The sequence below is a fragment of the Schleiferilactobacillus perolens DSM 12744 genome (assembly GCF_001435585.1).
Taxonomy (GTDB): Bacteria; Bacillota; Bacilli; order Lactobacillales; family Lactobacillaceae; genus Schleiferilactobacillus; species Schleiferilactobacillus perolens.
Genome location: NZ_AZEC01000001.1, coordinates 234,567 through 261,557 on the forward strand (window position 1 = coordinate 234,567; position 26,991 = coordinate 261,557).

The following is a 26,991-nucleotide window of genomic DNA, read 5'->3' on the forward strand; positions in this document are numbered from 1 at the left end:
TACACGCATTTGCAGTGTGTTGTACGACGGGTGTTTTTTAGCGCTGATTTTAGACGACGGCGCGTTTGAGCACGCGTACTTGAATATTTTGCCAGAACCAATGCAACCCGAATGCCGATGCAAAGGCCAGCACCCAGGTACATAGATAAATACCCACAATGCCAATCACGGGATGGGCGGACATCAGCTGCTGCCCACCAATATGCCACAGAATTTGTGCCCAAAAAACATTGGAAAGATAAGCCTTATACGCAAAATTGGCGAAGGTGTGCACGGTATACGTGAAATGCATTTTGTGCCGCAGCTGGAACAAGCCTAGCGCCGCAATCAGTCCAATGATGCTCAGATCGTACACCGTCATGGAGGGCTTGTAATACGGGGCATTACCCAGGGATACCGGTAGACCAAAAGCAAGCAGCTCGCGGTTAGTCCAAACAAATGTGCCGACAAAAACAATAGCAATAAGCCACCACCATTTCTGAATGACCGTATTGAAGAAGTGCCGATATTGCCAGGCCAACACACCAAAGACACCGTAAATAAAGAAACTCAGGAAGAACCGGTCGAACAAATACCAATCCGTCATATGTGGACCGTGGAATATATTCACATCGTAGAACCACAACCACAGCGCGGTCACTAGGATTGCTCCGCAAGCGGCAATAATTCCGTGCCGGATATTGGCTCCACACCACCGTCCGATCAGCCAAAACAGCGGCATCAGGATAATGAACTGCAGCATCATCGTGTTATACCACAGATGAGGCGCGGCGTTGCCGTTAACGAAATGCCACAAAAAACTGCCGATATCGTGATACTGGTTGACCTGCTGGACCCAGGGCATCAGGAACAGATACACGGCAGTCCACCAAATTGTCGGTACAAACAGGGCGTGCCACTGCTTTTTTATGTAGTTTGGGTACGTCAAATCGGTATCAATGGTCGTCCGCGTCGTCGTATACAGAATGCCGAAGATGAAGGCCGGGGCGGTGAATTTGACGAAATTATAGACAATGCCAATACCTGTTTGCACGCCGCTGCTGGGATTCGTCGTGAGGGCCAGCCCCAGAATCGTCTGCAGCATCACGGCGGTACAGGCGCATAGTTTCATGTAGTCGCCCAGATCGGCCCGGGGCGACTGACTTTTTTTGTTCATTTTGAAAACCACCTCTTTTGATTTTGTGAGATCAATTAGGCGGTTTCATCCACGGCCAATTTAGCAAAGCCCACCGGAAATAGCAAGCTATATTTTAAGCGTGCGCTGGCGCTCGGTCACAAATAATTCGACGATGGCATTGGCCACCATGCGTCGTACGGGCGTTTCTTTGCCTGGGGCTTCAGTCAGATAAATCGTGCGAAACGGTGGTGTGGGAATAATCCGAGCCAGATGCAGTTTGCGGCCGACCTTTTGCCAAGTCACCGCCGGAATGAAGCCCACGCCCACATTATTCGTCAACAGTTCGCGGATCGTGGCCGGGTCGTCGGACTCATATTGATATTTCAGTTGAATATTGTATTGGGCTAAATATTGATCGATCGTTTCCCGTAACGGTGTATGCCGACCCATGCCAACGATGGGCAGCTTTTGGAGCTGCTCAAGGGACATGTAGGGCGCGGTGATTTGATTACCGGCGCCGCCGATAAAGATTTCTTCACTTAACAAAGGAATGGCGGTGTGCGTATCGGGAAATTGGCGGGTGGAGATAACAAAATCGGCTTGTTGTTGGCCGGGGGCGGGTAAGATTCGCTGATTGAGGTGAACCGGCACATCGGGCAACTGGCGCTGAATGCGATGCAGCAGATCGGGAATGAGCGAAGACGCCACTTCCACGGATAGGCGGACTGGTTCCTTGGTCCCGGCATGGGCGTCCTTGAGTGCATCAATGCCCTCCTGCAATTGGGTGAGCGACTTGCTGACATAACTGTAAAATAGCCGTCCGTTGGCATTGAGCTGAATACCGCGGCCGACACGATCAAACAAGGGGACACCCAGCTCACTTTCTAATTGCTGAATCAGTTTCGACATGGCCGGCTGGCTGATGAACGCCAACTTGGCGGCCTGGGTTAAATTGCCGGTGTCGGCGACATACAGAAAACCCTGGAGATTGGATAAGTTCACGACAATACTCCTTTGATTGATAACTCAGAAGAATGACTAATAGCTAATATTCATTATACACACGCATGAATCACGCTTACAGTAACGATGTGAGATCAATTAGGTTTTCTTTGGCAAAAGGAGGACACACGTTGAAACAATTGTGGGTGTTTCCCGGACAAGGCGGCCAGCATGGCGGCATGTTAGCGCCAGTCCCGGCGGTGTTAAAGGAGCAAGTGGCGGCACTTTTGGACATGTCGTTCCCAGATACGGATGCGGTCTACACCGATTCCGTGCAGTTGCAGGTGGCCATTGCGTTGCTGCAAGTGAGTGAGACTCAGGAATTAATGGCTGCCGGGTTTACGCCCGAACTAGCTGCGGGTCATTCGCTGGGTGTCTTTGCGGCCGCGTATTCATTGGGCAGTCTCCAATTGGATGATTTGTTCAAAATCGTCCACTACCGGGCCAGTTTGATGCAGGCTTCATACCCCAGCGGTTACGGCATGGGCGTTATTGTGGGACTGCCCCGAACCAGTGTCGCCAAGTTGGTGGCTCAGGTGACCACGACTGACGCGCCAGTGTACACCTCCAATCAAAACGCGCCAGATCAAGTGGCGCTTTCCGGCGAATTGACTGCCATTGATGCGGTATTGCAGCTGGCCAAGGCCAACGGTGCCGCTAAAGCGCTGCGCTTGAGGGTGCCGGTACCTTCCCATTCGCCGTTGATGAATGGGGTGGCCCAAAAGCTGACTAAGGCAATGGCCGGGGTGCAATTGACGCCGCCGCAAGGGATCTATTTAACCAACGACGGCGGCCGGCCGACCAAAGATCCCGAGGTCATTCGGCGGGACTTGAGCGATAACTTGGCCCATCCAGTTTTCTTCGACGATATGCTGGCGGTGGCGGCGGACTATTACCCCCAAGTGGTGGTTAGTTTCCAACCGGGCCAACCTTTTCGCAAGGTGCTCGCCAATCGTTTTTCAGATGATGTCCATCAAATCGGGTTAGCATCAATGTCGATTGACGATGCCACCTTTTTATTGAATAAGTGGGAAAGAGGTTCTCAAAATGAGTGATACAGAACGCAATTGGCATAGCCATCGCGATGCCAAAGCGGCGCGCTTGGCGAATGCGGCCAGTTTGTTAGATGGCAAGTTTGCCAAGACCAAGGATGCCAAGGCCGTCTTAGAAACATTATTGAGCAGTGGCGACAAGGTGGTCCTCGAAGGGGATAACCAGAAGCAGGCCAGCTTTTTATCGCAGACATTAGCTTCGGTGGATCCGGCGAAGATTCACGATTTACACATGATCATGTCCAGTGTTTCGCGCCCGGAACATCTCGATATTTTTGAAGATGGGATTGCCAGCAAACTGGACTTTTCATTTGCTGGGCCGCAAAGCACCCGAATTTCGCAAATGATCGCCGATGGGACATTGAAGATCGGCGATATCCATACATACCTGGAGCTATACGCCCGGTTGTATATTGATTTGATCCCCAATGTGGTCCTGGTGGCTGCAGATAAAGTGGACCATGAAGGTAATCTTTATACCGGCGCCAATACGGAAGAAACCCCGGTCATTGTCGAGTCCGCGGCGTTCCATGATGGCATTGTCATTGTACAAGCCAACGAGATCGTCGACAAAGTACCCCGGGTCGATATTCCTGGGGATTGGGTCGATGTGGTGATTCCTGCCGACGAACCCTATCAGCTGGAACCGTTGTTTACTCGGGACCCGCAAAACATTACCGAACTGCAGATCTTGATGGGCATGATGGCCATTCGCGGGATCTATGAGAGACACAATGTCCAGTCCGTCAATCACGGCGTCGGCTTCAATACTGCCGCCATCGAACTATTATTGCCGACATACGGTGATCAATTGGGATTAAAAGGCAAAATCGTCCCGAACTGGGAAGTGAACCCGACCCCGACCTTGATTCCGGCCATTGAAAGCGGCTGGATCAAGTCTATTCACAGTTTCGGCGGTGAAGTCGGGATGGAGCAATACATCGCCGCTCGGCCAGACATCTTCTTCGTCGGTCCCGATGGTACGATGCGTTCCAACCGGGCATTCGGCCAAATGGCTGGCCAATATGCGTTGGATATGTTCGTTGGTTCGACTTTGCAAATTGACCAGTATGGTAATTCCTCTACTGTGACTAAGGGCCGGTTATCCGGCTTCGGCGGTGCTCCAAACATGGGCAGCAATCCCACCGGGCGGCGCCACTCCACTCCGGCATGGCAGAGCCTGAAGCCGAAAGATGACCCCTTGGGCCGCGGCCAGAAACTTGTGGTTCAAATGGTGGAAACATTCGGGTCCAATAAACGGCCAGTGTTCGTCGATCATTTGGACGCGGAAGAAGTACAAAAAGAAGCCAAGTTGGCTAATGTGCCAATCATGATTTACAGCGAAGATACCACCCACATTGTCACCGAAGAGGGCATTGCGTATCTGTATAAGACCGACAGCATGGCCGAACGGCAAGCAGCCATCGAAGCCATTGCGGGGGTTACCCCCGTGGGCATGCGCAGTACGGAAAAAGAATTGGCCGACCTGCGGCGTCGCGGAATCGTGGCGTTGCCAGAAGATCTGGGCGTGCGTCGGACCGATGCCAAACGGTCTTTGCTGGCTGCCCAGAACATGGAAGATTTGGTCACTTGGTCCCACGGTTTATACAATCCACCGGCGAAATTCCGGAGCTGGTCATAGGAAAGGGGTAGCACATAATGGAAAAACTACATTTTACATTCAAAGCCACACAACCCATCACCCATCCGGTGCATATCGGTGTGGTGGCCTCAGGCGATCTGGAAGTCATCATGCGGCCCACGACGGGCGATAGTGAACTCGACATCGTCACCGGCAGCGATGGGTTCCACGATGTTTGGCAGCATGTATTGGAACGGTTCTTTGACCGCTACCCCATCCAAGCCAAGTTTGAAATCAATGACTTCGGGGCTACTCCTGGGGTCGTCAATTTGCGGTTGACCCAAGCAATGGAGGCGTTAAAAGATGCGCAATAGTTTTGTTGAATTACACGCCCGTCAGCGGGCCGAAGCGTTACTGGATGCCGGTACTGGCCGGGAATTGATTGGTCCCTTGGATAATATGATTTCACCACAACTGGAACCCCAGGGTATCGTACCCGAAAGTGACGATGGCGTGGTGATCATGAAGGGCCAAATCAACGGTAAAAATGTCGTCATTGCGGCCATTGAAGGGGCCTTCCAGGGCGGCGGTATCGGCGAAGTCAGCGGCGCCAAAATTGTTTCAGCTTTCGAACAGGCCCTGGCCGACAACAAGGCCGGCAAGACGATTTATCCAATCATTATTTTGGACACTGGCGGCGTGCGGCTGCAGGAAGCCAATTATGGGTTGCTGTCCATTTCTGAAATCCATAATATTGTCATTGCCTTGAAGAAATATGTGCCAGTCATTGGTCTGGTGCCTGGCCGGGTTGGCTCTTTCGGCGGCATGTCGATCACCTCGGCACTACTCTCTTACTTGATCGGTACCGATCGGGCGCGCATTGGCCTGAATGGTCCAGAAGTCATTGAGCAGGAAGCCGGTGTGCGGGAGTTTGATTCCAGCGATAAGAATCTGATCTGGAATACGCTCGGCACCAAGCAACGGCTGGCCACGGGAATTGTGGATGAAATTGTGGACGATGACGTGGTTGCCTTTAAACAGGCGATTGCTGCGGCCATTACTGCGCACAAGGATTCTCACCGGGATCAAAAGAGTGATTTCTATCTGACCTTGCTGGACCAGTTAGATCCGACAGCGCCGCTGGATACGGTGGGTTACCGCAAGATGTTTGCGGCCGTGCAGCCAGAAACGCATCACTTGGCGCCGGCGCAGGCCAGTCAAACCCCTGGTACGCCCAGTCGTGGTCGGTTGTGGTTTGAAAAGCTTACCGGGATTCAAAATGCTCAAAGTGACGTGTCGACTGTATTGCATGCCAAAAAGGATGGCCGGGAATACATCGCCATCGTGGCAGATGAACATAATCGCTTCCCCCGGGTACGGCATGGCGAAGTCGGCTTAGTGGAAGGTTTCACCGTGGCCTCCGTGGTCAACGATCTAGTGGCTGCTGACAAGGATAAGGCCGTCAAGACCCCGATTATCATGGTCGTGGATGTGCCCAGTCAGGCTTATGGTTATAAAGAAGAATTGATTGGGATTCACCTTTCTCTGGCCGCCAGCGCCGCCGCCTATGCCCGCGCCCGGCAAGCGGGTCACCCGGTTGTGGCCTTTATCCCTGGGGACGCCGTTTCAGGCGGCTTCCTGGCTCATGGTCTGCAATCCAATCGGTTGATCGCGCTGGATGATCTCGGCATTACTATTCAGGCCATGTCCAAAGCCAGTGCCGCTCGGATTACCCAACGGACCATTGCCGAACTGGAAGAAGCAACAAAACACGTACCGGCCATGGCTTACGATATTGAAAACTACCGTAAGTTAGGGGCGTTGTATAAACTGATTGAGGGTGTCCATTCTAAAGATGCCAATGACCAGGCCGTGGCGACGGTGCAAGGTGTGATTCAACATGCCCTGGACAGTTTAGAGGATGCGCCGACGGATCTGAGCTTCCGCTATACCAACCCGATTGCTGTTAAGTCTGGCCGGGTAGCCACTAATAAAGTACGTCAAATGATGGCGGAACAATGGCCAGATTGATTGCGCCGCATACGCTGATCAAGGTGGGGGACTTGGCTGACTTGAAGCCAGTTGACTCTCGCCGCCCTTTACCAGATTGGGCTTTGGCGATGTTGCAACAAGCCCCTTATGTGATTGTTCGCCGTGGTTCCCAAGAGAAAATGCTGCCGGTGGGGATTCGCGGATTTCAAAAGAGTCAACGATTTCCGGCGGTGCTGCCGATGGACCGCGTCACACCAGACCAGCTCATCACGCCGCAGCAAATTATTGCCAGGCAGCTTTTGCGCCAGTTGGCACCGAACCGCCTGGCGCTGCCTGCTTTTCAGGCGTTGCAGCATGCCACTACGGTATTACGGGATTATCACTGGGGTGTCGGCGGCAGCCTGCAATTTGAACTGGTCACGGGCTTGCCCATGGCCAATGAAAATAGCGATTTGGACATCATCATGGATTTGCCGCCACAGGATCTTTCTGTCACACAAGCCCGGGCGTTGCTGCAGGCGTTGAACCAAACCGCCGCCCACGCCGATGTGCAGGTAGTGGCTGGTCAGGATGGTTTTTCATTGGAAGAGTATGCCAACCACACCAGTCATACAGTGATGGTGAAAAGTGCTGCCGGACCATTGTTAACTGTAGATCCGTGGGCTTATTTACGATCTCATGGAAGGGATGATGGGACGATTGCAGCAACAGGTGAAACTGACTGATGGGACAACGCTAGCTGTGACAGTCACGGGTGTGGGCTTACCCATCGTCTTTCTCAATGGGTTTGGCGGCTACCAAGCCATTTGGACCGCACAAATCCAGCCGTTGGTGGCGTTGGGTGGTCAGACCATCACCTTTGATTATCGCGGACAAGGAGATTCCACGGGTGACTGTGCCAGCAATATCAATGACTTGGCCGATGACTTGCAGCAATTATTGACGAACTTGCATGTGCAGCGCCCGGTTCTGGTGGGCCATTCCATGGGCGCCAGCTTAATTTGGGCTTTTCGTCACCGCTATCCCGATACAGCGGTACGCGGCTGGGTCAGTGTGGACCAAAGCCCTCAGATGGTGAACGATGCCGATTGGCCGTACGGGTTTCGGGGTTTGACCGCAACTAACCAAAAGGACTTTTTGCAGATTAAAAGCCGGTTGCACGAGACCCTGCATGGATTGGACGGCGGCGTGTTGCGGGTTTTAGGCGATGCCGAAGCACGACACCCATTTAATCCCGCGGACGCCCAGAGACTGCTTTTGTCCCACCTGGCCGATGATTGGCGGCCCACCGTGCTGGCGGAGCAGTCTCCGGCATTGATGGTATCCGCGCGGCAGAGCCCGTATTATCCGTTGGGGTATGCGGAATGGTGTCAGAAGCGTAATGATCACGTGCGAGCAGTGGTGATTGAGGACTGCGGGCATGATGTGATGGCTGAGGTGCCGGCGGCGTTTAATCAGACGATGCGGCATTTTGTGCAGCAGGTGAAACAGAGAACGTAATTATTGAGGCTCCAGGCATGAGTGCTTTTGACTCTACCTGGGCCTTTTTTAATAGGTGGACGAATGCTGATATCGCAAGGCCTAGAGAGTATAAAGGGGGCAACCCGTAAGTTAATTGAGTTGTTGATAGATCGATATCTGAGCTATAATGCCCATAGAAAGCGCCGTGCACCAACACGACGTTCTCTAACAGAACCGCTTTAAGAGTGGTAGCCATAGTTATAGCAAGTTAAAAACCGCTAGTCCCTGGGTTGAGGCAGAGCGATTTTTTGCGCTCATTTTCGAATCACAAAAATCGACTCAACCCAGTGGGACTAAAAGGATTGCATCAATATTGCCATGCTGTCCTAGTAAGCCAATTAAGTTGTCGACAAAACGACATCCATGCTATAATGCCCATAGAAAGAGCGCCGTGCTCCAAACACGACGCTCTCTAGCAGAACCGCTTTAAGAGCGGTAGCCTAAGTGAGAACAAACAATTAAGTCGCTACGTCACCCGGCAAAAGGTTTGAGCGGCTTTTTTGTTTGCTCATTTTCGAAGTGTTCGACGCAAGCGCCGAACAGCGCTGACCAGATTGGTGATTGCTTTGATCAGACGCGTTAACGTCTTGAACAAAACAATGAGACCAACCAGGAAAGCGAGGATGGCAGCAAAATGCTCTGCCATCATAAGCTCGCAATGCCTCCTTCCTTCGTAGATTCCTGTGCGTGACGGTTTCACCCATCGGCACCACCCTCTTTCGCGAAGTGAAGGCCACCGCTCATATCCCGTTTCTGCTTTTCTGATTGTACCATGTAAGCGGCTTTCAATCACGGGAAAAGTCGCTGAATTCCTTTATTCCCACCAGGTTGAGCCGCTCACGGGTGCTGACGATGAACTTGGTGGCGCGGAGTGAGTATTAGGAACACTGCCCTTGAATTTGTGATACTTGTAGACAAGAAATTTACTAGTCAGTTCGAACGCAGTAAGGAGTGGCTCGACAATGGAAATTGATGCATTGATCAAGGAGAAACGGAAGAATCCGGATTTCAATCAGGCTTACGAGGGTGAGGGCGAAAAACTCGCCACAGCGGTTGCACTGTACCACGCACGTGAAGCCGCTGGTTTGACTCAGGCTGAGTTGGCTGAGCGCGCCCACACGACGCAAGCGGTAATTGCAAAAATTGAGCGCGGCGACAATGTTTCGTTTGAGAAACTACAGGCAATTGCCCATGCGATGGGAAAGACACTCACTGTCGGATTCAAATAGGCTCTGTCGTTTTGCTGATCCAATCTATTGCTGACCGATGAAGACCTATGGCATGCAGAAAGCCGCTATCCCCACGATGAGGAAGGCGGCTTTTTACATGGTTCAATTCTTTATATGGTGTCTAATACGTCAAGATTACATGAGGTCCTGTCCTGCAAAACCTGTCTTATCCGCATCCGTAATCGCTCGAATCACATGACACGGATTTCCCGCAGCAATCACATTATCGGGAATATCATGGGTCACGACACTTCCCGCGCCAATAATCACGTCGTTACCAATCGTCACACCCGGCAAAACCGTCACATTGGCGGCGAGCCAGCAGCGGTTGCCAATCGTAATTGGTTTCGCGATACACCCGCCAATCTGTCGTTCTTTGGCGTCGAATAAATGGTTGCTGGTATAAAGGCCCACTTTCGGACCGAACAGAACATAATCGCCAATCGTGACTTTGGCGCCATCCAAGATCACACAGTCGTAATTGGCATAAAAGTTGTCACCGACATGGATGTTACGGCCAAACTCACAGCGGAAATTTGGACTGACCACTGGCTCAGTGCCGGCACTGCCAAAGAGGTCGCGGACTAAAACAGCTTTCTTATCCTCGTCGTCCTCTCGGTTGATCTGATTTGTCAGCAGGGTGGAGCGTTGACGTTCCTGAATTAATAAGGGGTCAAGGTCGTTATAGGGCTGGCCGGTGGCCATGTACTGGAATTTTTCGTCTAGGTTCATTGCGTATGCTCCTTGTATGATGTCTTGCTTTTCTGGCGGTATTGATTCCTATCGTACCAGACAAGAAGAGACTGTGCGGAGTGGATAGTCGTTAACAGATTTCTGGTGCGCGTTTTTCATACTGACGGTAGTGTAATTACTTTGGCTTTTCCCCGGCCAATTAGTAGAATGAAGATACAAACGGAGGAAAACACCATGACAGTCACTTTGGAACGACCATACATCACCATTACCAATATCATCTGGAGCTTTGATTGGCGGACGCAGCAGATCAATGTGTTGTTGATCAAGCGGGCGGATGCGCCTTTCAAAGGTTTTTGGGCGTTGCCGGAGACTGCGATGCGGGTACATGAGGGGGCCCACGAAGCGGCTCTGCGGTTGGTCCGAGAAAAAATCGGCCTGTCCTTGTCCGCTGTCCATGCAGAACAGTTGGCGACTTTCACCGCACCGGATCGAGTGCCAGGTAATCGGGCACTTTCACTGAGTTATATGACGTTCTTACCAGACCGGCCAAAGCTTGTACCTGGACCAGGGACGACAGATGCCCAGTGGTTTGCTTTAGCGCCAGAGGGACATGGCCATTTCAGTTTTCACTACGGGAAATATGCCTTTACCACCTTGGCGGACAATGAATATTTGCATGATCAAACGCCCACGACAGGGTTGGCGTTTGATCATAACTGGATTTTGACTGTGGCGTGTCGACGGATTGCGAATAAGTTGAATTATCAGCCGACGATTCTGCTGATTTTAGGTCCCACTTTCACACTCAAACAGGCCCGATATATTTACAACCAGTTCGGCCAGCACGAGCCGGATAATTCGAACTTTTTGCGCAATCACCAGCATCTGTTAACGGATACGGGGACGAGTCAACAGGATGGGCCAGGCAGGCCAGCCAAGGAGTATCGCTTGACCCACGCCTAATATTGGCAAGAAGGGTGCGGGTTTCGACGTGGCCGACGGGAGTGCGGCTTTCGTTTTGCAAGTGTGCAGCGGGATAAAGCATAGGTCATATCGACGAGCACCTGGTTTTCAAAAAATGATGGGGGATTAGCATGCGTTGGAAATTGAGTGAGGGACAAGAAATTATTGTGCGGGTCGTATTGGGGGCTTTTGTTGCGTTCCTTTTTCTTTTGCTGATGGGTATGCGTGGTGCGGAGTTACTGAAAAGCACTTTCAGCGCAGTACTGGCCCTGACCATCGTGTACGTAATACCGGGCGTTTGGCGAATGTGGAGGAAAAGCAGTCATAAGTAGTTGCTGACTGGTTATTTTAGTCGAAATTAATTACGAGGAAGATCAGGATGAACAAATGGAAGTATTTCAGAAAGCTGATGCTTAACATCGCACCCTCAGTTCTTGCGGTAAGTGGCGCCCTAATCGCATCGATGCTGTGGGTGAAAATTGTATTTCTTATCTTTGCTGTTGTTGCGTACGGCATCGTGTCCTATATGCAGGCACTGGCAATGGTGGATAATGACGATTTCCACGAGCGGATTGGTGCATCGGTGGAAGGCATGAAAAAAGCCGGCTTATTACCACATGCCATCAGTGTGAATGGAAAACAGATCAAGGGTAAAAAATAATTTGAATTCTGAATCACTGTGTTGATGTTTCCCGCGGTTTTCTAGTGTCCCGAGTGTAATTCATGCTTGATGCTACCTGAGTGGTTAGCGTACACTTCTTCTTGCCGTTATATATAAGCAAAAATGACTTTTATAGGTGTGCGACTCAAGGAGGAAATTTACGCAAAGACCCAGGCGCTTATTATTGATCATCGGCGCTGTGGTTTGTGACCGCCTAGCCGATACGTATGGGCGAAAATACGTCCTGATGGGCACACTGACTCTTTTCTCAAGACGATGGCTGGTTCTACAAAAGATCATGAAAAAGCCGCCCAAATTTCAGTGCATCACTGGTGAGCGGCTTTTGCTACATTATTGTACATGATAGAAGGCACAGGCCCCTCGTATCATGATCTGCGGATCTCCGTCGTGCCTGGTCAGTTTCTGGTCACGCATGTCGAACTGGCTCACTCGCGCGGCACTTGACGCAAACTGTGATAAAAATTTTCAGGAGTACCGATCAGCACAATAATGATTAGTGTGTCGGAGTCAATGATGTATGCAGTTCGATACGATGTGTTGGCATATCGAAAATTGAATGCATAGTATCCGGCGAGGTCGCCAGTTTTTTGTTTGCCAACACTGGGATCTTCAGCAATATCGCCGTGCATTGTATTAACCAACCGCTCTTTTAGCCTTTTGTTCTTGAGTTTATTCAAAAATTTTAGAACTCGCGGTTCGGGCTGGACTTTATAAGCCGATGGCCTTTTTCAACTCCTCCTGGGTCATCACTTTGCCAGTTGTGTGTGTCCGCATGTGCCTGAATGCGGCGGGGATGGCGGCTTTACGAGCGTTAAACTCCGTCAGTAAGTGATTGCCGGTATAGCCTTCTTTCACGAGATCTGCCAGAATATCCGAAGTAAAGTCAAAGAAATCGTTTTCCGTGTCTGTATCCACAAACTTATACAGAATTCCCTGCTCTGTGAGTTCGGGTTCTACGGTCTGCCCTTCAGCAATATTGAATTCCTTAGGGACAGTTAGAGTTAAAGAGTTTCCTTGTTTTCGAGTTTTCGTCAACAATTGAAATTCCTCCTTGCAAGTACACCGTAATTATAATGTTCTTCCTTGTTTGTACGTGGTACTTAGTCAAAAATCCGTCGTGAAGCGCACCTATTATGGAGGTAATCATTTGGGGAGCTCACGCTGTAATTCCCGCATCCGGAAACAGCAACTGCAACCATTGCAAACTCAGCGACAACCAAGGCGTTACAGACGGTTCTAAGTCCTGGTCTCCCGAACGCCCGCGGGTCAGGGCATTGGCCAAGGACAGGCCATGATGACCTTGCGGGAAAATATGCAATGAGAAAGGCACTTTGGCCGCATTGAGCGCCTCGGCAAAGGCCAAGCTGTTTTGGACCGGCACCACCTGGTCCGGCGCAGTGGCCCACAGGAACGTGGGCGGTGTGGCGTTCGTCACTTGTTTCTCCAGTTCAGACGCTTCTTTGAATAAAGGCAGCTTGTCGATGCCCTTTGTCCGCAACGCAGACGTTAATCCGTCGTCTGAATTAACTCGAGAGGCTGCCATGGCCGCAAAAGAAACTAACGCATAGCCAAGCATTAAAGCGTTCGGCCGCACATCAGCCGCTTTGTATCCTTGCTCGGTCAAAAATGATGAATCTGCCAATGTGCTGATCGCCGCTGCGAGGTGACCGCCGGCAGAGAAGCCTAGAGTCGCGACTTGATCTGGATCAAGGAACCAGGCATCCGCATGGGCACGAATCTGGTGCATCGCTTCGGCGGCTTCCAATAACGGCACCGGCCACATCACGGGCAATACGGAGTAATGCAGGATAAAGGCCTGGAAGCCATGACTGGCAAAGGCCAAGGCCACCGGTTCGGCTTCCCGAGCGGAAACCATCGTGTAACCACCGCCAGGCATAATCAAGATGGCTGGCCGATGTTCCTTACCCGGGATTTCTTCCGTAGGCGTTTGAATATAACCAGTCAGAGTGGCCGTTTGACTCAACGACGTCGACAATTTATGTGTCACAATTTCCATGTGCAGACCTGCTTTCTTAGAAAGACATTTTGAGACATGCATTCACACAAGCTAATTATACCGTTTTCAGAGTGCGAGACTCTAAAGAAAAAATGGGTGCTCATCACTTGATATATGCCGGGGCATATATCATAATATCAATAGAAAGAGTGCCGTGTGTCACCACGACGCTCTCCAGCAGATCCGCTTTACGAGCGGTGACCAAAGTTGATAAGCACGCAATTAAGCCGCTACACCACCCTGGAAGGTTTGAGCGGCTTTTTGCTTGCTTATTTTCGAAGAGTTCGGCGCAAGCGTCGAACTGCGCTCACCAGCTTGGTGATTGTTTTGATCAGATGGGTTAAGGTCTGAAGCAAAACAATGAGACCAATCAGGAAAGCGAGGATGGCAGCAAACACGCCTGCCATCATAAACTTGCAAGGTCTCCTTTCTTCTCAGATTCCTGTGCGTGACGGTTTCACCCATCGGCACCACCTTCTTCCACGAATTGGAAGGCCACCGCCCATATTCCGTTTCTGCTTTTTTGATTGTATCATGATGCATCATTCAAATCACGAAAAATCCGCTCAATCCCTTTATTCCCACCGGATTGAGCGGATTTTTGTTGTCCACAGAAATCAATTATCGTGGTCGCTGATTAACAGTGTCCACGATGCCGCTGGTTTCGCACATAATACCCCATTGGATAACTGAGATACCGCAGTGCCGGCAATTCATCCACCGCCACAAAACCCGGGTGGGCGTTGATCACATCGGGAATCCGATTCGTCACCGTCGCACAGGTATGGGCCACTGTATCCGGCTTGGCCACGGAGAAATTGGTGTTGGGTTCGCCGAAGAAATGCCAGTCGCACAGGTCGCCTTGACCGGGCAGATACACCTGGCCGATCGTTTGCAATTTCAGCACCGGCCCTTGATAGGTTTCAATCGTACACACGGCTGACATCCCAATGGCGTCACCAGCGGGAATGTCTTTCCCGGTCGTATCGGAATGCACAACTTGCTCGCTGGTTACCGGCACGCGGACTTCGCTGATGTTCTTAATGGTCCACCCCAATTGGCTGACCAATTCTTCGCCGGAGTTCCACATGTAGGAAGGGAAGCTTTCGACGTCAGTAATCTGTGTCTTGAATTCATCTGCAGTTAGGCCGACGCCGTGGGCATTCGCCAGGGCGATGCCGTAATCTTCGACATTGTAGCTAACTGCCCCTTCAATTCGGTCAATCCGCTGACAGCCGGCTGCTACAGTCAAGGGAAGTTGGCTCCAGAAAATGTCCTGCATCCCGGACCCCGTAATCGTTACGCCGTTTTCCTTGGCGATCCGATTGAGTTCATTGGTCTGCTGGGCAGAAGTGCTCCAGGAATAGAAAGCTTCCTCGCTGGTGGTAATAATATTAACGCCGTGTTCCAGGATTTTGACAAAATGATCGTAATTGTCTTGGACGAAGCTAAACAGTGTCACCACGGCAATGTCGGCATCGACAGAGGACAGCACCTGATCGGGGTCGTTAGAAATCTTGATGCCCAGTTGGTGGCCTAAATTGGCGAAATCACCGACATCTTGGCCGACCAAATCAGGATTATTATCGATGGCGCCGACGATATCGGCCCCTTTTTCAATCATGTATGGAATGAGCGACTTGGCCATATTGCCGCAGCCGTATTGAATGACACGCACTTTATTGAGTTTCAAAGAAAATCCTCCCTTGTTCTTGTTCACTAGTATGCAAGAACAGCATAGCGTATTTGTTTTCTCTGTTCAAGCGCTTACATAAAGAAATAGGGAAGCACGAAAGAGAATTAATTGCAGGGAGAATTTGCTGTGGTGCAAAATTCAGGACACATTTCTACTATTTGTTCACAGCAAGAACAAGCCGCAGAGCACAAACCGTCTTGAAATTCTGCCTGAATTTGCTGTGATGCAAACTTTCGGCCACTTTTTTTAACTTTCTCAAAATTTCTTTGCCGTTTTTCCGCCGCTTATTCGTTGTTATTAGTGTAAGGCAAGCGGGCCTGCGGCTTACAAATCTAACACCCACTAATTGGAGGAGAAACGAATGAATAAAGTTTGGTTGAGCAGTTCCATCGCATTCACCCTGGAGAACGAAAGCTATAAAGACGGCGAGTTGACTCGGCGTTTCCAAAACATCGCCGAAGACGCCACGCCTGAAGATATTCAAGCAGTCGGGAATGCGTTGAAGGCACTGCACGCCGGTGACGTGATCGCAGATACGATTCTCACCACTCAGTCCCACATTGGCTAGTCGCTAATCGAAAAGGAGGAAAACACGCATGAAGCAATTACAATTGAAGTTTCACACATCTGAAGGCAAGAGCAAGACCCTGTCCGTCAATTACGTGGATCAAGAATTGACCGGAGATCAGGTCAAAAGCACCATGGAAAAAATTGCCGCCACGAAAATCTTCATCAAGGGTGGCGTGCACCTGTACGATGTGCCGGTATCGGCGAAGTATGTGGAACGCACTGAAACACCGTTGTTCGGTGACGACGCTGGTACGGAAACTCCGGCACCAACTCCAGAAGTGCCTGCTGGTCGTTAAGATCGTTTGTCTGCTGGTGAAAAGGTAACGTTCTGATTTAACTAAGCATGGCCGGCGCCCAGGCCTGGCTGTGCTTTTTACATATTAATGAGAAGGATTTCGGAGGGCAACCGTGCGTTGTGTAAACGGGCTCCGATCACCCGACGTAAACGGGCAAAGCCGAGCAGAAGCTAGGCTTTGCCCTCTGCCCCCTAGTTGCAAATCAAATAATCCGTATGCATGATCTTATACAGCAACCGCCCATCATCCGCATTGATCGGCACTGGCCGCCGTACTGTGGGAATCCGGGGCACCAGCAGATACCAGCACTCCTTCGGCAGCAAGTGGTCGTTGGGATGGGAAAAATTGTATATCTTCAACGCCTTCGCAATGGCCACGTCTTGATGGACCACCTGCAGCGTGTAAAATTCGTTCAGCCACCGGCGCCGCCGTTCCCAAGGTTCTGCCGTTTTGGGGATGATGTAAACATAGTATCCATACATAATAATCACCTAATTCTATGTTAGCGAACTGGTGTTCATAATGCAATGATCGGCATCAAAAATGTATCTGGATGAACTGGAACAGTTGGTAGTCGCGGAGACGGCAAAGGACTATCAGTGCGGACGAAAACGGCCCTGCAGTGCCTATGCTATAATGTCGCTTAGAGTTCAATGAGCCGAACAAGCGGAGGTGTGTATGATGGCGACGATGAAAGATGTAGCCCGGGTGGCAGGGGTCAGTCTCGGGACGGTATCCCGGGCAATCAACAACGCTCCCGGGGTGAAGCCGGTCACGATGAAAAAGGTGCAGGCTGCCATCAAGCAGTTGGATTACGTGCGAGATGACTATGCCCGGGGCCTCAAGACAAATTCGTCCCAAACCATTGCCCTGATTCTGCCCACCATTTGGCATCCTTTTTTCTCTGAATTTGCGTATTACGTGGAAAAAGCCTTGTACCATCTCGACTACAAGCTGATGCTCTGTAATTCGGAGTCGGATTCTGAAAAAGAGCGGGCCTACATTCAAATGGTGGCGCAAAACAAGGTGGCGGGGATCATTGGTATCACGTATAGCGAGATCGACCAGTACGTTTCCTCCAACCTGCCCTTTGTCAGTATCGACCGGTACTTTACGGAGGATATTTCTTACGTCACGTCGGACAACTTTGCGGGCGGCCAAATGGCGGCGGAACAATTGATCAAACATGGCGCAACGCAGCTTGCTTATATTGCTGGGTATTCTCAATTCAAGAACGAAACGACCCGGCGCCGTGACGGCTTCCAGGCCTATTTAGCTAAGACTGGGCTGGAAAATGACGAGATTTTTGAACCGGAACCGATTCATGATTTGCCCAAATTATTGGATGGTTTGTTACGGCGCCGGCCTAATTTGGATGGCCTATTTTGTGTCAATGACTTTATGCTTCTGCAAGTGCGCCGAATTCTCCAACAGAAGGGCATTCGAGTGCCGGAAGATATCCAGATGATCGGTTTTGACGGCATTCGCATGGCGGAGGATGAACCGTCCGAACTTTCGACGATTGCCCAGCCGGTGGCAGAAATGGCCCAGGCTGCGGTCGACATTTTGATGACGAAGATCAAGAATCCAGATGTCTTGCCAGAGATCAAAGTGCTTCCAGTGGAATTTTGCGAAGGCAAAACCACTAAGCCGATGTGACATGTTCCTTTTTTATCGATTAATTTGGAAACGTTTCAAAAATATGTTGACAGTAATCGCTACCAATGATATTCTTTGAGCGTAGAATGAAACGTTTCAAAAATAACCAATTAAAAATCATTCAGGGGGTATCATGATGAAGAAGTGGAAGCTTGGCATGATCGTGGCGGCTGCAGCACTGTCTGTGGTTGCCTTAGCCGGTTGTACAGCAGGTAAAAGCAGTAGCGGTGCAGATGATAAGAATGTGACGATGTGGGTGCACTTTTCTAAAGAAGATCCAGAAGGTAAGGCCATGGTGCAAAACATTACGGCCTTCAACAAGGAGAACAAAAAAGGGTACAAAGCCACTGTCCAATATATTCCCCGGAGTGGTTCCGGCGGCGGTTATGAAGACAAGATCAACGCGGCGTTAAACTCCAACAGTTTACCGGATGTGTTGACACTGGATGGCCCGAACACGGCGGCTTATGCGGACTCGAAGATCATTCAACCGTTGGGTAAGTACATTACGAAGAAGAGCGACATTTTACCCAGCATCATCGATCAAGGAACCTACAAGGGTAAATTGTATGCCGTGGGTTATTCTGAATCTGGTGTCGGCTTCTATTACAACAAGAAAATGTTCAAAGACGCCGGCATTACTGAGGCTGAGTTACCCACTTTAGACAAGCCCTGGACTTGGGACCAGTTCAACGCCATCCTCAAGAAATTGACGGAGAAGTATCAAGGCCCAGCTATCGACATGCAACTTTCCGATCATTCTGAAATGGCTATCTATTCCTTGGCCCCGTTCGTTTGGTCTGCTGGCGGTAACATCACCAACAAAGCCGGAACAAAAGCCGTGGGTTACTTTGATTCTGCGGCCACGCAATCCGCCTTTAAAGAAATCCAAGACATGGTTAAAAACGGCTACACCACAATCAGCCCGAAGCAAAAAGGATTCCAAACTGGTAAATATGCGATGTTGATGTCCGGCTCCTGGACGATTCAAGAACTCGATAAACAGTATAAAGACATTAGCTACGGAATCTTACCTTATCCGGTATCACCGAAAACCAAGAAGTTGGTTTCTCCCACTGGCAGCTGGCAGTATGCCATGAGCGCCAGTACGACTAAGACTGCAGCCTCTGGTGCATTGATCGATTTCCTGAGTGCCAAGGCCCAAATGTATCGAACCAGTATGGCAAATACTGTACTGCCTGCTCGGAAGAGTGTATCCGATGAAATGATGAGTAAAGTGACTGAACCCATGCGTTTCTTAATTAAGCAAAACCAAGAGAGCGGTCATGCACGGCCAGTATTGGTGAAGTATCCGCAAGTATCCCGAACCTTTGCCGAGACAGTGACTAAGGCCACCTATTATAAAGAGAACCCAGATATTAGCGCATTGATGAAGAAACAAGCGCAGGAAATTCAACAGTACTTGAAGTAGTTTTTTGAAACAGTTGCGCTGCTTCGCCGAGGCGTGGCCCCGCAGCTGTTTCTTTGGCTAAAAAGGAGGAAAAAACAATGCGCAGTACGCTTTCTGCCCGTTCTAAACAGGCCTGGCTATACGTTGCTCCGGCACTGTTACTGCTGACGCTGTTTCTGTTTGTCCCGGCGGCACTATCTATTTATTACTCATTAACGGATTACAACATGTTGGCTCCCCAGGCCAAGACGTTTATTGGTCTGGGTAATTACTTTAAACTCTTTGGTGATCCAATCTTTTGGAAGAGTGTTAAAAACGTCGGGCAGTTTGTGCTGTTCGTGATGCCGCTGCAAGTCGGAACAGCATTAGGGCTGGCCCTGATTGTCCATAAGCAGCGACCGGGCAATACGTTTTTCAAGATCTCATTTTTTGCCCCAGTCGTGGTATCTTTGGTTGTCACTTCTGTCCTTTGGCTCTACATTTTGAATCCAGAACAGGGGCTGCTCAACGGGATCTTGGCACAATTCGGCATCAAAGCCCAACCGTTCCTAACCAGTCCCACTCAAGCAATGTTCGCGATTATCGGCATTTCCGCCTGGCAAGGCGCTGGTTATCAGATGCTGATCTTCCTGGCCGGACTGCAAAATATCCCTTCTGATGTGTACGAAGCGGCCACCATTGATGGTGCCAACAAATGGGAACGTTTCATTCATATCACTTTGCCCATGCTTAAGCCCACATCCGTGATGATTTTGACCACAACCTTTATCGATGCCTTCAAGCTGATCATTCAACCAATGGTCATGACCCAAGGCGGACCGATGGATTCCACGATCACACCGGTATACTACATCTATCGCACCGGTTTTACTGACCGGAGTCTGGGGTATGCCAGTGCCATGACCATGGTGTACGGCCTGGCGATCATTATCTTCACGATTTGCCAGCGGAAGATTACCGGAGGTGACAATAATGCCTAATCACAATTACAAAAAAATGGCTAACACGATTATCAGCACAATTTTAATCACCTTGCTGGCGCTATTGTTCCTGTTTCCGTTAGTCTGGATGCTGGTCTCGTCGATGAAGCCGGAAGCGGCGATTTATAAAGACATCGGCGGAATCAAAGCCTTCTTGCCGTCCTTTGACATTGGTAGCTGGGGGACCGCGTATCGCGAACTGTTATCGCGGTTCAACGTGTTCATTTACTTGTTGAACAGTATCTTCTACGGCTTGTCCGTGACGATTGGCTCGATCATCGTCAATTCATTAGCAGGCTACGGCTTTTCTAAATTCCGGTTCCGTGGTCGAAAAATGTTGTTTGGTTTACTCTTAGCTTTGTTAGTCATTCCTGGTGAGACGATCATTATCCAGAAATTCCAAATTGTCCGCTCCATGGGTATCTTGAATACGCCGCTGGCGGTAATTTTCCCGTCACTGGCCGCGCCTTTCTACATCTACATGTTCAAGAACTTCTTCGATGCCATTTCGGATGACGTCATTGAATCGGCCCAGCTAGAGGGCGCCAGCATGTTCACGATATACTGGCGGATCATGCTGCCGATGGCAAAACCGGCGATTGCGACAGTCGGGACGTTATCCTTTATCGGCTCTTGGAATGACTATATTTGGCCACTCATGGTATTAACGGATTCCAATCGGTTCCCGTTACAAGTGGCGATTACGAATATCAATAATACGCAGCCCGTCTACATGAATCAGGTCATGGCAATACTGACGATTTCCACGATTCCGTTGATCATTGTCTATGTCTTCTTCCAGAAATACCTGGTTCAAGGTCTGGGCGCGTCTGGAACGGGGGAGAAGTAGCAGTGACAATGACAATTCAAGCGGCAGAGAAGTTTGCCAAGGAAAATACGGCCCAGGTAGCCGCGCAGTATCGACCGAAAATTCACTTTGCAGCCCCGTACGGTTGGCTCAATGATCCCAATGGGTTGATTTATTATCAGGGGTATTACCATTTGTATTACCAGCACAATCCCTATGGGGCCAACTGGGATACGATGCACTGGGGCCATGGCCGCAGCAAGGATTTGGTGCATTGGGAAGATCTGCCCATCGCCATGGCCCCGGATGAAGAGTATGACCGCAGCGGTGTGTTTTCGGGGTCGGCAATTGTGCATGACAACCGATTGTATGTAATGTACACGGGGCATGTAGTGGCCGAGGACGGCACTGTGACGGAAACGCAGAACATCGCTTGGTCGGATGATAGTATTCATTTTACGAAGTATGAAAAGAATCCGGTTCTGGCTGCGGCACAGTTGCCCGCCGGCGGTGATCCTGCGGATTTCCGAGACCCAAAAGTCTTCACCCATGCGGGTCGCTTTTATGCAGTGATCGCGGCAGCCGTGGATGGTGCCGGGCAGATTCTGCTTTATGAATCAGAGGACTTGTTGCATTGGCAGTATACATCGTCTTTGCTGGCGAACTTGCCCGAATTAGGCCGGATGACCGAATGTCCCGATTTCTTCACGATCGGCGGGCAGGATGCGTTGGTATTCAGCGCGATCATGCCCAATGAGGAACCGCACTTGGTCCAGATCGCGTTGGGTAAGCTGGACTGGGCGACAAAGACTTTCCAGATGGATAGTTTACAACCGCTGGATCAAGGCTTGGACTTCTATGCCCCGCAATCATTTGAGCACAACGGTCGGCGCATCGTGATTCCGTGGCTGCGCCATGCGGAAATGGTCAATTACTTGGCAGACCATGACCAGAACTGGAACGGTCAGATGGGCATTCCGCGGATCTTAACGATGGTGGATGGTCAATTACGCCAGACGCCGGCAGTGACTGGGGCGGCTTTACAAACCGTGACTTTGGCGGAGACGGCCACCCGGTCGATCCCTGTAGCTAGTATTTTGACATTGAAGAAAGGTCTGGCAGTGGGACAAAGCATTGATTTAGAGAGTCCCGATGGGGTTGTCAAATTGCGCCAGACGACCGCAGACACATTGGAATTGCAGGTGCACTGTGACTTGGAGCAGCGCCAGTTACCAATTAAGACGCCGACCGGTCAGGGGGCATTAACTTTGGTACTCGACCGCAGCGCGTTGGAAGTTTTTGCGAGTGATGGGGCGGCTGTGGCCAGTCTTGTATTCTTTTTTCCAAGTGCGATTGATACGTTGAAATACGCCGGCGAGGCCAATCAACTGACCGTGCAGTCGTTTGAGGCGTGAGGAGGTATGAATGATGTTTGGTGGTATTGAAGCGGGCGGCACGAAGTTCGTGCTGGCAGTCGCCGATGATAATTTAAAAATCGTCGCCCGAGAGCATCTGGATACAACACAACCGGAAGCAATGATGCCGGTAATCATTGATTTCTTCACGCAACATCCGGTGACGGCGCTGGGCATTGGATCATTTGGGCCCATCGGTGTGAATCCGCAACAAGCGGATTATGGCTATATCAAGAAGACACCGAAACCTGGTTGGGCAGACTATCCATTTCTGCCCCGGTTGCAAGATGCGCTGAATATTCCCATCTATTGGACCACCGATGTGAACGTGGCCGCTTATGGTGAAATGCTGGCGGGTGCTGCCCAGGGCAAGAAGAACCTGGTGTACATCACGGTAGGCACCGGAATTGGTGCAGGTATCATCGCGGATGGCCAGATTTATTCTGGCATTAGCCACCCTGAAGTGGGCCACTTGTTGATGCATACATTACCGGATGATCATTTCGCTGGGGTTTGTCCTTATCATCAGTATTGTTTGGAGGGTATCGCGGCGGGGCCGGCGATTGCGGCGCGTAACGGTCGGCCAGGGCGGGATATCACACGGGACGATCCGTTCTGGCAGGTGGAGGCGTATTACTTAGCTCAAGCGTGTGTTGATCTGACGCTGACCTTAGCACCGGAGATGATCGTATTTGGCGGCGGTGTGGCTAACCAGCAACAGCTCATGCCGTTGATTCGGTCGTCCTTCATCACCCAGCTCAATGGATACGTGGATACACCGCCCGTGGACAATTACATTGTCCATGCGGGATTGGGGAATGATGCGGGGATCGTGGGCAGCTTGCTGCTGGCGAAGAGTTTGGTCGCAAAGACAGTGAATGCACCATCTGTGTAAAGATAAAAGGCTTCGCTAAGCTGTGTCCAATGTGGACAGCTTGACGAAGCCCTTTTTGGTTGGTTCAGATGGTTCTTACACAGTTTCCAGAACGAACATATCATGACCAATATGTCGATCCAAGGAGAACTTCACTCGACCATTTTCAACAGTGAACGGAATCTCTTGATGATCACTGACCCGTTCGATCCGCTTAATTTCTTTCGGCAAGTGCAGCGAGAAGTCGATATCGACCAGGGGCAGCTTGTCTTCAATGATGTCGGAATACTTGCTGCGGTGTTGTTGGACATAATGCAGCAGGTGCAACACATACCGTTGTTGGTCAGGTTGCTCGTTCAACACCACATCAGCCGTACTGGGTAAATTCGATTGAATGATCGTATCTGCGTTCAGCAATGACTGAATGGCATCAATCACGGCCACTTTATAGTTATGGTTGGCAGTGGCGTTGTACAGCGTGAAAATCGGATGGGCAAAGAAGACAAAGGCGTCATTTTGCGCAATCGCTGGATAATCCGTCTTCTGGTGGAAAGGCGCCTGCATGTGACTGTAGAAATGTTGATAGGTCCGGTTGAACCAGGGCTCATAGATCAAAGCCAAAGACTTGGCGCCTTCCGTCAGGGTCGTGTTCATCCCGCTGCGATAAAGCACTTGTTCAAAGTCTTCGCCATTGCGTATCCAATAATTAGTTTTATAGGGATTGTGTTGGACGAACTGCACAGGGAAGTTCTTGAAAGCAAACTGATTCTGTGCAAAACCGGCATGGAAGGAACTGAGTACTTTGCCTCCGGCGGCGGTAAACGCATTGACCCGGTCCACGAGTTGTTCTGTGGGCGTGACACCGTCGGGCAGGACGATCAGACGGTAGCGCGACCAGTCCATGACGGCATCGACGACATCGAAACTGAGGTGCGCTTCATTAAGCATCGCCACTGCACCCGCCAAAGCGGCAGGAATTTTTTCGCCCACTTGACGATCGGGATAGACAATGGCGATATCCGCCAGGGAGCGGGTGTCATCTAGATAAGCTTCCAATGGTTTGATTTGGTTAAACACGTTGCCAATCAAATCGTAGGTGTGGGGTTGCAGGCGACCGTTGGGGTACATTTGATCCCCAATTGACACTTTCCCACCGTGGGCCAGAATCAAGAACACTTCATATTCTAAAGCGGCGGGGTTCTTATAACTGCCGAAATCAGCCCAGCCGAAGTGGAACTTGGACGTCATGCCGAGATAATCCATCCCCAGGTTCTTGGCATAGCGGACCGTGGCGGGGAAGTAGCCGTAACCCCAGAGGCTGCTGGCCAAGGCTTCAATTTCCAAGTGGGAGTTATCTTTCAAGGTCTTGCGAATCGTTGGATTGATCGAACCCGCATTGTAAAAAATGGGGCAATCCGGCACTTGGGCGCGAATGAAGGCAGACAAGTCGTTTTCAAAATGCACCGTCACTTCATCCGCATAGTGTTGAACCTGCTGGGGATCAGTGGCATCGATGCCGGCTGCGTTCATCTTGGCCATACACGTATGGCAATAGCACGGTGATTGACGAATGATGTCGAAGAACAGGCCATCCAGGCGGCCTTCAAAATGTTGAATAACGTCTACAATTTGGGCCTTTAAGTAATCGACATACGGCGAGTTGAGACAAAGCCGTTTGAAACCGGGGTCCAATGGCTTGATCACAGAAGCTTGTCCCTGCAACACTTCGCCATCTTGATTGCGTTGGAACCATTCCGGATGCTGGTTGCCGATGAATTCATCAAATCCCACCGAGAGATAAATCGGGGCTTTGATCCCGGCTTCATGGGCCGCGTCGACTTGCTGGGATAAGAGATTGATATGCAAATCGGGATGATGATTGGCGGCGTCAGTGTCATAGAAAGCATAGCCGTGATGATCTTTGGCAAACAAGGTGATGGAATCGACGCCGGCTGCCAGCAGCGTCTTGGTAAATTCCTGCGGGTCAAAATCGGTGGCAATTGGACTGCCGAGTTCTGGCGTGTGAAAATCGAGATGGATCTGACGATATGGTAAATGGCTTGTCATAAGTTTATCCTTATCCTTCCGTTTGAGTGTCAGTGGCTTGGGCATTGGCGAGTTCTTGCGCATATTCGGTGCGGTCGAGGCGCTTCACGAAGGGCGCCCAGATCGCCACGTTGAGTGCGCACAAGAAGACTTGGAACAATGCCACGCGCCAGCCGCCCACGAGGAAGCCGTTGACCAAGACCGGCATGCCTGCGATATTCACGCCGTTGAAGCGCGGCAGAATGTTCACTGCAGTAGCCAGATAAGCCAAGATGATATTAATACTGGCGCTGAAAGCGGAGGGGATCAGCAGTGTGAAATTCAGAACGAAGGGCACCCCGAAGGCCAGTGGCTCGCCAATGCCCATCAACATGGGAATAGCGGATAAACGAGACAGAATGCGATACCGCTCCGACTGAGCTCGCCATAACCAGAATACAAGACCGAATAATACCACCGCACCAGCGCCGTACACGTTAATGAATGAGTAACCGATAATGTTTGGCAATGGTTTCCCGGCTTGATAAGCGTTCAAGTTTTCCAAGTCCATTTGCAGGTATACAGGGAGCATCACGCTCAGGGCGACCAAGTGACCATGGATACCGAAGAACCACAGCAGTCCCACGACGGCCATGATGACCACCAGTGCGATCCAGCTGCTGCCCAATGCCTTTAGGGGCGTTTGAATGAGCAGCTTAATCAGACTGGGCAATGTTTCGACACTGGTTTGCGAAAAGATGATTTTCACACCGAAGAAAATGAGGAGCACTGCACCACCGGTGGTTAATGCGGCAAATGACCGAGTGATCATTTCTGGCACACCATTGGGCATCTTGATGTATAAATTATGTTTTTTGAAGAAACGCATGATTACCGGCACAATCAAAGCCACCACGATTGCGGTAAAAATGCCTTCCGCGCCTAATAATTCAATTGGCAGGGACACGCTGCCGCTTTTACTGATGTTGAACGGCTGGACCACCAAGAATGCCATGATGGACAATAGACCGGCCATGTAGCCGTCTTGCTCTTGCGACTGGGCCAAGTTGTAGGCGATCGCAAAGGCGGTATAAATGGACAGCACACCGTTGGTGACTAAATTCGGGTATTGCAACAAAGGTTTGATGCCAGAGTCCACGAGGAACTTCTGATAACCCGGATTACTGATGCCCGCCGCGATCGTGGTGACGATCACAAGCAGGGACCCGATGATGATAATTGGCATCAATGAGGCCAGACCTGACGAAACCGCCTTAATATATGGATTTTCTTGAATTTTTCCTGCGACGCCTAATATGCGATCAATGAATGATGTTTTCTCTTTTGCCACTGCTATTTCCCCCTCAAAATTTGGATAGGATTGATAAAGTGCGATGTATTAAG

The 26,991-nt window shown here is 50.5% G+C and carries 28 protein-coding genes and 1 pseudogene; 17 read left to right on the forward strand and 12 right to left on the reverse strand.

Annotation, left to right across the window (positions count from 1 at the left end):
* Positions 1-49: 49 nt before the first annotated feature.
* Positions 50-1,156 carry an acyltransferase family protein gene (locus FD09_RS00985; RefSeq protein ID WP_057817357.1) on the reverse strand — a complete coding sequence of 369 codons (1,107 nt, stop codon included), beginning with the start codon at positions 1,154-1,156 and terminating at the stop codon, positions 50-52.
* An 87-nt stretch (positions 1,157-1,243) separates the two neighbouring features.
* The gene (locus FD09_RS00990; protein WP_057817359.1) at positions 1,244-2,119 is read right to left on the reverse strand and encodes a LysR family transcriptional regulator; all 876 of its coding nucleotides are present in this window, start codon (positions 2,117-2,119) and stop codon (positions 1,244-1,246) included.
* Positions 2,120-2,250: 131 nt separating this feature from the next.
* Here FD09_RS00990 and FD09_RS00995 point away from each other — a divergent pair, with 131 nt between their 5' ends.
* From FD09_RS00995 to FD09_RS01020, 6 genes are read left to right on the forward strand one after another with little or no spacing between them, the layout of a single operon-like run.
* Complete coding sequence (locus FD09_RS00995) at positions 2,251-3,174, forward strand: ACP S-malonyltransferase (protein ID WP_157053637.1); 924 nt, start codon at positions 2,251-2,253, stop codon at positions 3,172-3,174.
* On the forward strand, positions 3,167-4,813 hold the full coding sequence (mdcA, locus tag FD09_RS01000; protein WP_057817361.1) for a malonate decarboxylase subunit alpha: 1,647 nt from the start codon (positions 3,167-3,169) through the stop codon (positions 4,811-4,813). Before FD09_RS00995 ends, mdcA begins: the two co-directional genes overlap by 8 nt.
* A gap of 17 nt (positions 4,814-4,830) precedes the next feature.
* Positions 4,831-5,127, forward strand: coding sequence for a malonate decarboxylase subunit delta (locus FD09_RS01005; protein WP_057817363.1), 297 nt, complete (start codon positions 4,831-4,833; stop codon positions 5,125-5,127).
* Positions 5,117-6,784 (forward strand): biotin-independent malonate decarboxylase subunit beta, encoded by a 1,668-nt coding sequence (gene mdcD, locus FD09_RS01010; protein ID WP_057817365.1) that lies wholly within the window; start codon positions 5,117-5,119, stop codon positions 6,782-6,784. Before FD09_RS01005 ends, mdcD begins: the two co-directional genes overlap by 11 nt.
* Positions 6,772-7,470 (forward strand): malonate decarboxylase holo-ACP synthase, encoded by a 699-nt coding sequence (locus tag FD09_RS01015; RefSeq protein ID WP_057817367.1) that lies wholly within the window; start codon positions 6,772-6,774, stop codon positions 7,468-7,470. Before mdcD ends, FD09_RS01015 begins: the two co-directional genes overlap by 13 nt.
* Positions 7,433-8,245 (forward strand): alpha/beta fold hydrolase, encoded by an 813-nt coding sequence (locus FD09_RS01020; protein ID WP_162261458.1) that lies wholly within the window; start codon positions 7,433-7,435, stop codon positions 8,243-8,245. The genes FD09_RS01015 and FD09_RS01020 overlap by 38 nt, the downstream gene beginning before the upstream one ends.
* A gap of 529 nt (positions 8,246-8,774) precedes the next feature.
* Here FD09_RS01020 and FD09_RS16190 read toward each other — a convergent pair.
* Positions 8,775-8,915: a hypothetical protein gene (locus tag FD09_RS16190; protein ID WP_157053638.1), complete on the reverse strand. Its 141-nt coding sequence runs from the start codon at positions 8,913-8,915 to the stop codon at positions 8,775-8,777.
* A gap of 313 nt (positions 8,916-9,228) precedes the next feature.
* On the opposite strand from FD09_RS16190, the gene FD09_RS01025 reads away from it, so the two are divergent.
* Positions 9,229-9,495, forward strand: a complete 267-nt coding sequence (locus FD09_RS01025) for a helix-turn-helix domain-containing protein (RefSeq protein ID WP_057817370.1) — start codon at positions 9,229-9,231, stop codon at positions 9,493-9,495.
* Between the two features lie 135 nt (positions 9,496-9,630).
* Here FD09_RS01025 and FD09_RS01030 read toward each other — a convergent pair whose 3' ends face one another.
* Positions 9,631-10,227 carry a sugar O-acetyltransferase gene (locus FD09_RS01030; RefSeq protein ID WP_057817372.1) on the reverse strand — a complete coding sequence of 199 codons (597 nt, stop codon included), beginning with the start codon at positions 10,225-10,227 and terminating at the stop codon, positions 9,631-9,633.
* A 168-nt stretch (positions 10,228-10,395) separates the two neighbouring features.
* On the opposite strand from FD09_RS01030, the gene FD09_RS01035 reads away from it, so the two are divergent.
* Together FD09_RS01035 and FD09_RS01045 are read left to right on the forward strand one after the other, a co-directional pair.
* Positions 10,396-11,154, forward strand: coding sequence for an NUDIX hydrolase (locus tag FD09_RS01035; RefSeq protein WP_420806831.1), 759 nt, complete (start codon positions 10,396-10,398; stop codon positions 11,152-11,154).
* A gap of 379 nt (positions 11,155-11,533) precedes the next feature.
* Positions 11,534-11,815, forward strand: a complete 282-nt coding sequence (locus FD09_RS01045) for a hypothetical protein (protein WP_057817379.1) — start codon at positions 11,534-11,536, stop codon at positions 11,813-11,815.
* A 446-nt stretch (positions 11,816-12,261) separates the two neighbouring features.
* On the opposite strand, the pseudogene FD09_RS01050 reads toward FD09_RS01045, so the two are convergent.
* From FD09_RS01050 to FD09_RS01065, 5 genes and pseudogenes are all read right to left on the reverse strand, one after another.
* Positions 12,262-12,528: pseudogene (locus tag FD09_RS01050) on the reverse strand (type II toxin-antitoxin system RelE/ParE family toxin); the annotation flags it as partial.
* A 16-nt stretch (positions 12,529-12,544) separates the two neighbouring features.
* On the reverse strand, positions 12,545-12,874 hold the full coding sequence (locus FD09_RS01055; protein WP_057817382.1) for an AbrB/MazE/SpoVT family DNA-binding domain-containing protein: 330 nt from the start codon (positions 12,872-12,874) through the stop codon (positions 12,545-12,547).
* Between the two features lie 118 nt (positions 12,875-12,992).
* Entirely contained in the window at positions 12,993-13,853 is an 861-nt protein-coding gene (locus FD09_RS01060) for an alpha/beta hydrolase (RefSeq protein WP_057817385.1), read from the reverse strand.
* Between the two features lie 222 nt (positions 13,854-14,075).
* Positions 14,076-14,396: a hypothetical protein gene (locus FD09_RS16195; RefSeq protein ID WP_235812180.1), complete on the reverse strand. Its 321-nt coding sequence runs from the start codon at positions 14,394-14,396 to the stop codon at positions 14,076-14,078.
* Between the two features lie 94 nt (positions 14,397-14,490).
* Positions 14,491-15,546 (reverse strand): NAD(P)H-dependent amine dehydrogenase family protein, encoded by a 1,056-nt coding sequence (locus tag FD09_RS01065; protein WP_157053640.1) that lies wholly within the window; start codon positions 15,544-15,546, stop codon positions 14,491-14,493.
* A gap of 364 nt (positions 15,547-15,910) precedes the next feature.
* On the opposite strand from FD09_RS01065, the gene FD09_RS01070 reads away from it, so the two are divergent.
* Together FD09_RS01070 and FD09_RS01075 are read left to right on the forward strand one after the other, a co-directional pair.
* The gene (locus tag FD09_RS01070) at positions 15,911-16,117 is read left to right on the forward strand and encodes a DUF1659 domain-containing protein (RefSeq protein WP_057817387.1); all 207 of its coding nucleotides are present in this window, start codon (positions 15,911-15,913) and stop codon (positions 16,115-16,117) included.
* Between the two features lie 28 nt (positions 16,118-16,145).
* Positions 16,146-16,415 (forward strand): DUF2922 domain-containing protein, encoded by a 270-nt coding sequence (locus tag FD09_RS01075; protein WP_057817389.1) that lies wholly within the window; start codon positions 16,146-16,148, stop codon positions 16,413-16,415.
* A 191-nt stretch (positions 16,416-16,606) separates the two neighbouring features.
* Here the strand turns inward: FD09_RS01075 and FD09_RS01080 are convergent, their stop codons facing one another.
* Complete coding sequence (locus tag FD09_RS01080) at positions 16,607-16,897, reverse strand: hypothetical protein (protein ID WP_057817391.1); 291 nt, start codon at positions 16,895-16,897, stop codon at positions 16,607-16,609.
* Between the two features lie 199 nt (positions 16,898-17,096).
* Here FD09_RS01080 and FD09_RS01085 point away from each other — a divergent pair, with 199 nt between their 5' ends.
* The 6 genes from FD09_RS01085 to FD09_RS01110 all read left to right on the forward strand — a co-directional run bounded on the left by FD09_RS01085 (position 17,097) and on the right by FD09_RS01110 (position 23,583).
* Entirely contained in the window at positions 17,097-18,074 is a 978-nt protein-coding gene (locus FD09_RS01085) for a LacI family DNA-binding transcriptional regulator (protein ID WP_083487401.1), read from the forward strand.
* A 136-nt stretch (positions 18,075-18,210) separates the two neighbouring features.
* Entirely contained in the window at positions 18,211-19,506 is a 1,296-nt protein-coding gene (locus FD09_RS01090) for an ABC transporter substrate-binding protein (protein ID WP_083487403.1), read from the forward strand.
* 77 nt (positions 19,507-19,583) lie between these two features.
* A complete protein-coding gene (locus FD09_RS01095) occupies positions 19,584-20,465 on the forward strand; it encodes a carbohydrate ABC transporter permease (protein WP_057817396.1) in 882 nt (293 codons plus the stop codon).
* Positions 20,466-20,481: 16 nt separating this feature from the next.
* Complete coding sequence (locus FD09_RS01100; protein WP_235812181.1) at positions 20,482-21,315, forward strand: carbohydrate ABC transporter permease; 834 nt, start codon at positions 20,482-20,484, stop codon at positions 21,313-21,315.
* Between the two features lie 8 nt (positions 21,316-21,323).
* A complete protein-coding gene (locus FD09_RS01105) occupies positions 21,324-22,688 on the forward strand; it encodes a glycoside hydrolase family 32 protein (RefSeq protein ID WP_235812189.1) in 1,365 nt (454 codons plus the stop codon).
* 10 nt (positions 22,689-22,698) lie between these two features.
* On the forward strand, positions 22,699-23,583 hold the full coding sequence (locus FD09_RS01110; RefSeq protein ID WP_057817402.1) for an ROK family protein: 885 nt from the start codon (positions 22,699-22,701) through the stop codon (positions 23,581-23,583).
* Positions 23,584-23,658: 75 nt separating this feature from the next.
* Here the strand turns inward: FD09_RS01110 and FD09_RS01115 are convergent, their stop codons facing one another.
* Both FD09_RS01115 and FD09_RS01120 read right to left on the reverse strand, forming a co-directional pair.
* Complete coding sequence (locus FD09_RS01115; RefSeq protein ID WP_162261459.1) at positions 23,659-25,629, reverse strand: alpha-amylase family protein; 1,971 nt, start codon at positions 25,627-25,629, stop codon at positions 23,659-23,661.
* 10 nt (positions 25,630-25,639) lie between these two features.
* On the reverse strand, positions 25,640-26,938 hold the full coding sequence (locus FD09_RS01120; protein WP_057817406.1) for a PTS sugar transporter subunit IIC: 1,299 nt from the start codon (positions 26,936-26,938) through the stop codon (positions 25,640-25,642).
* Positions 26,939-26,991 lie beyond the last annotated feature (53 nt).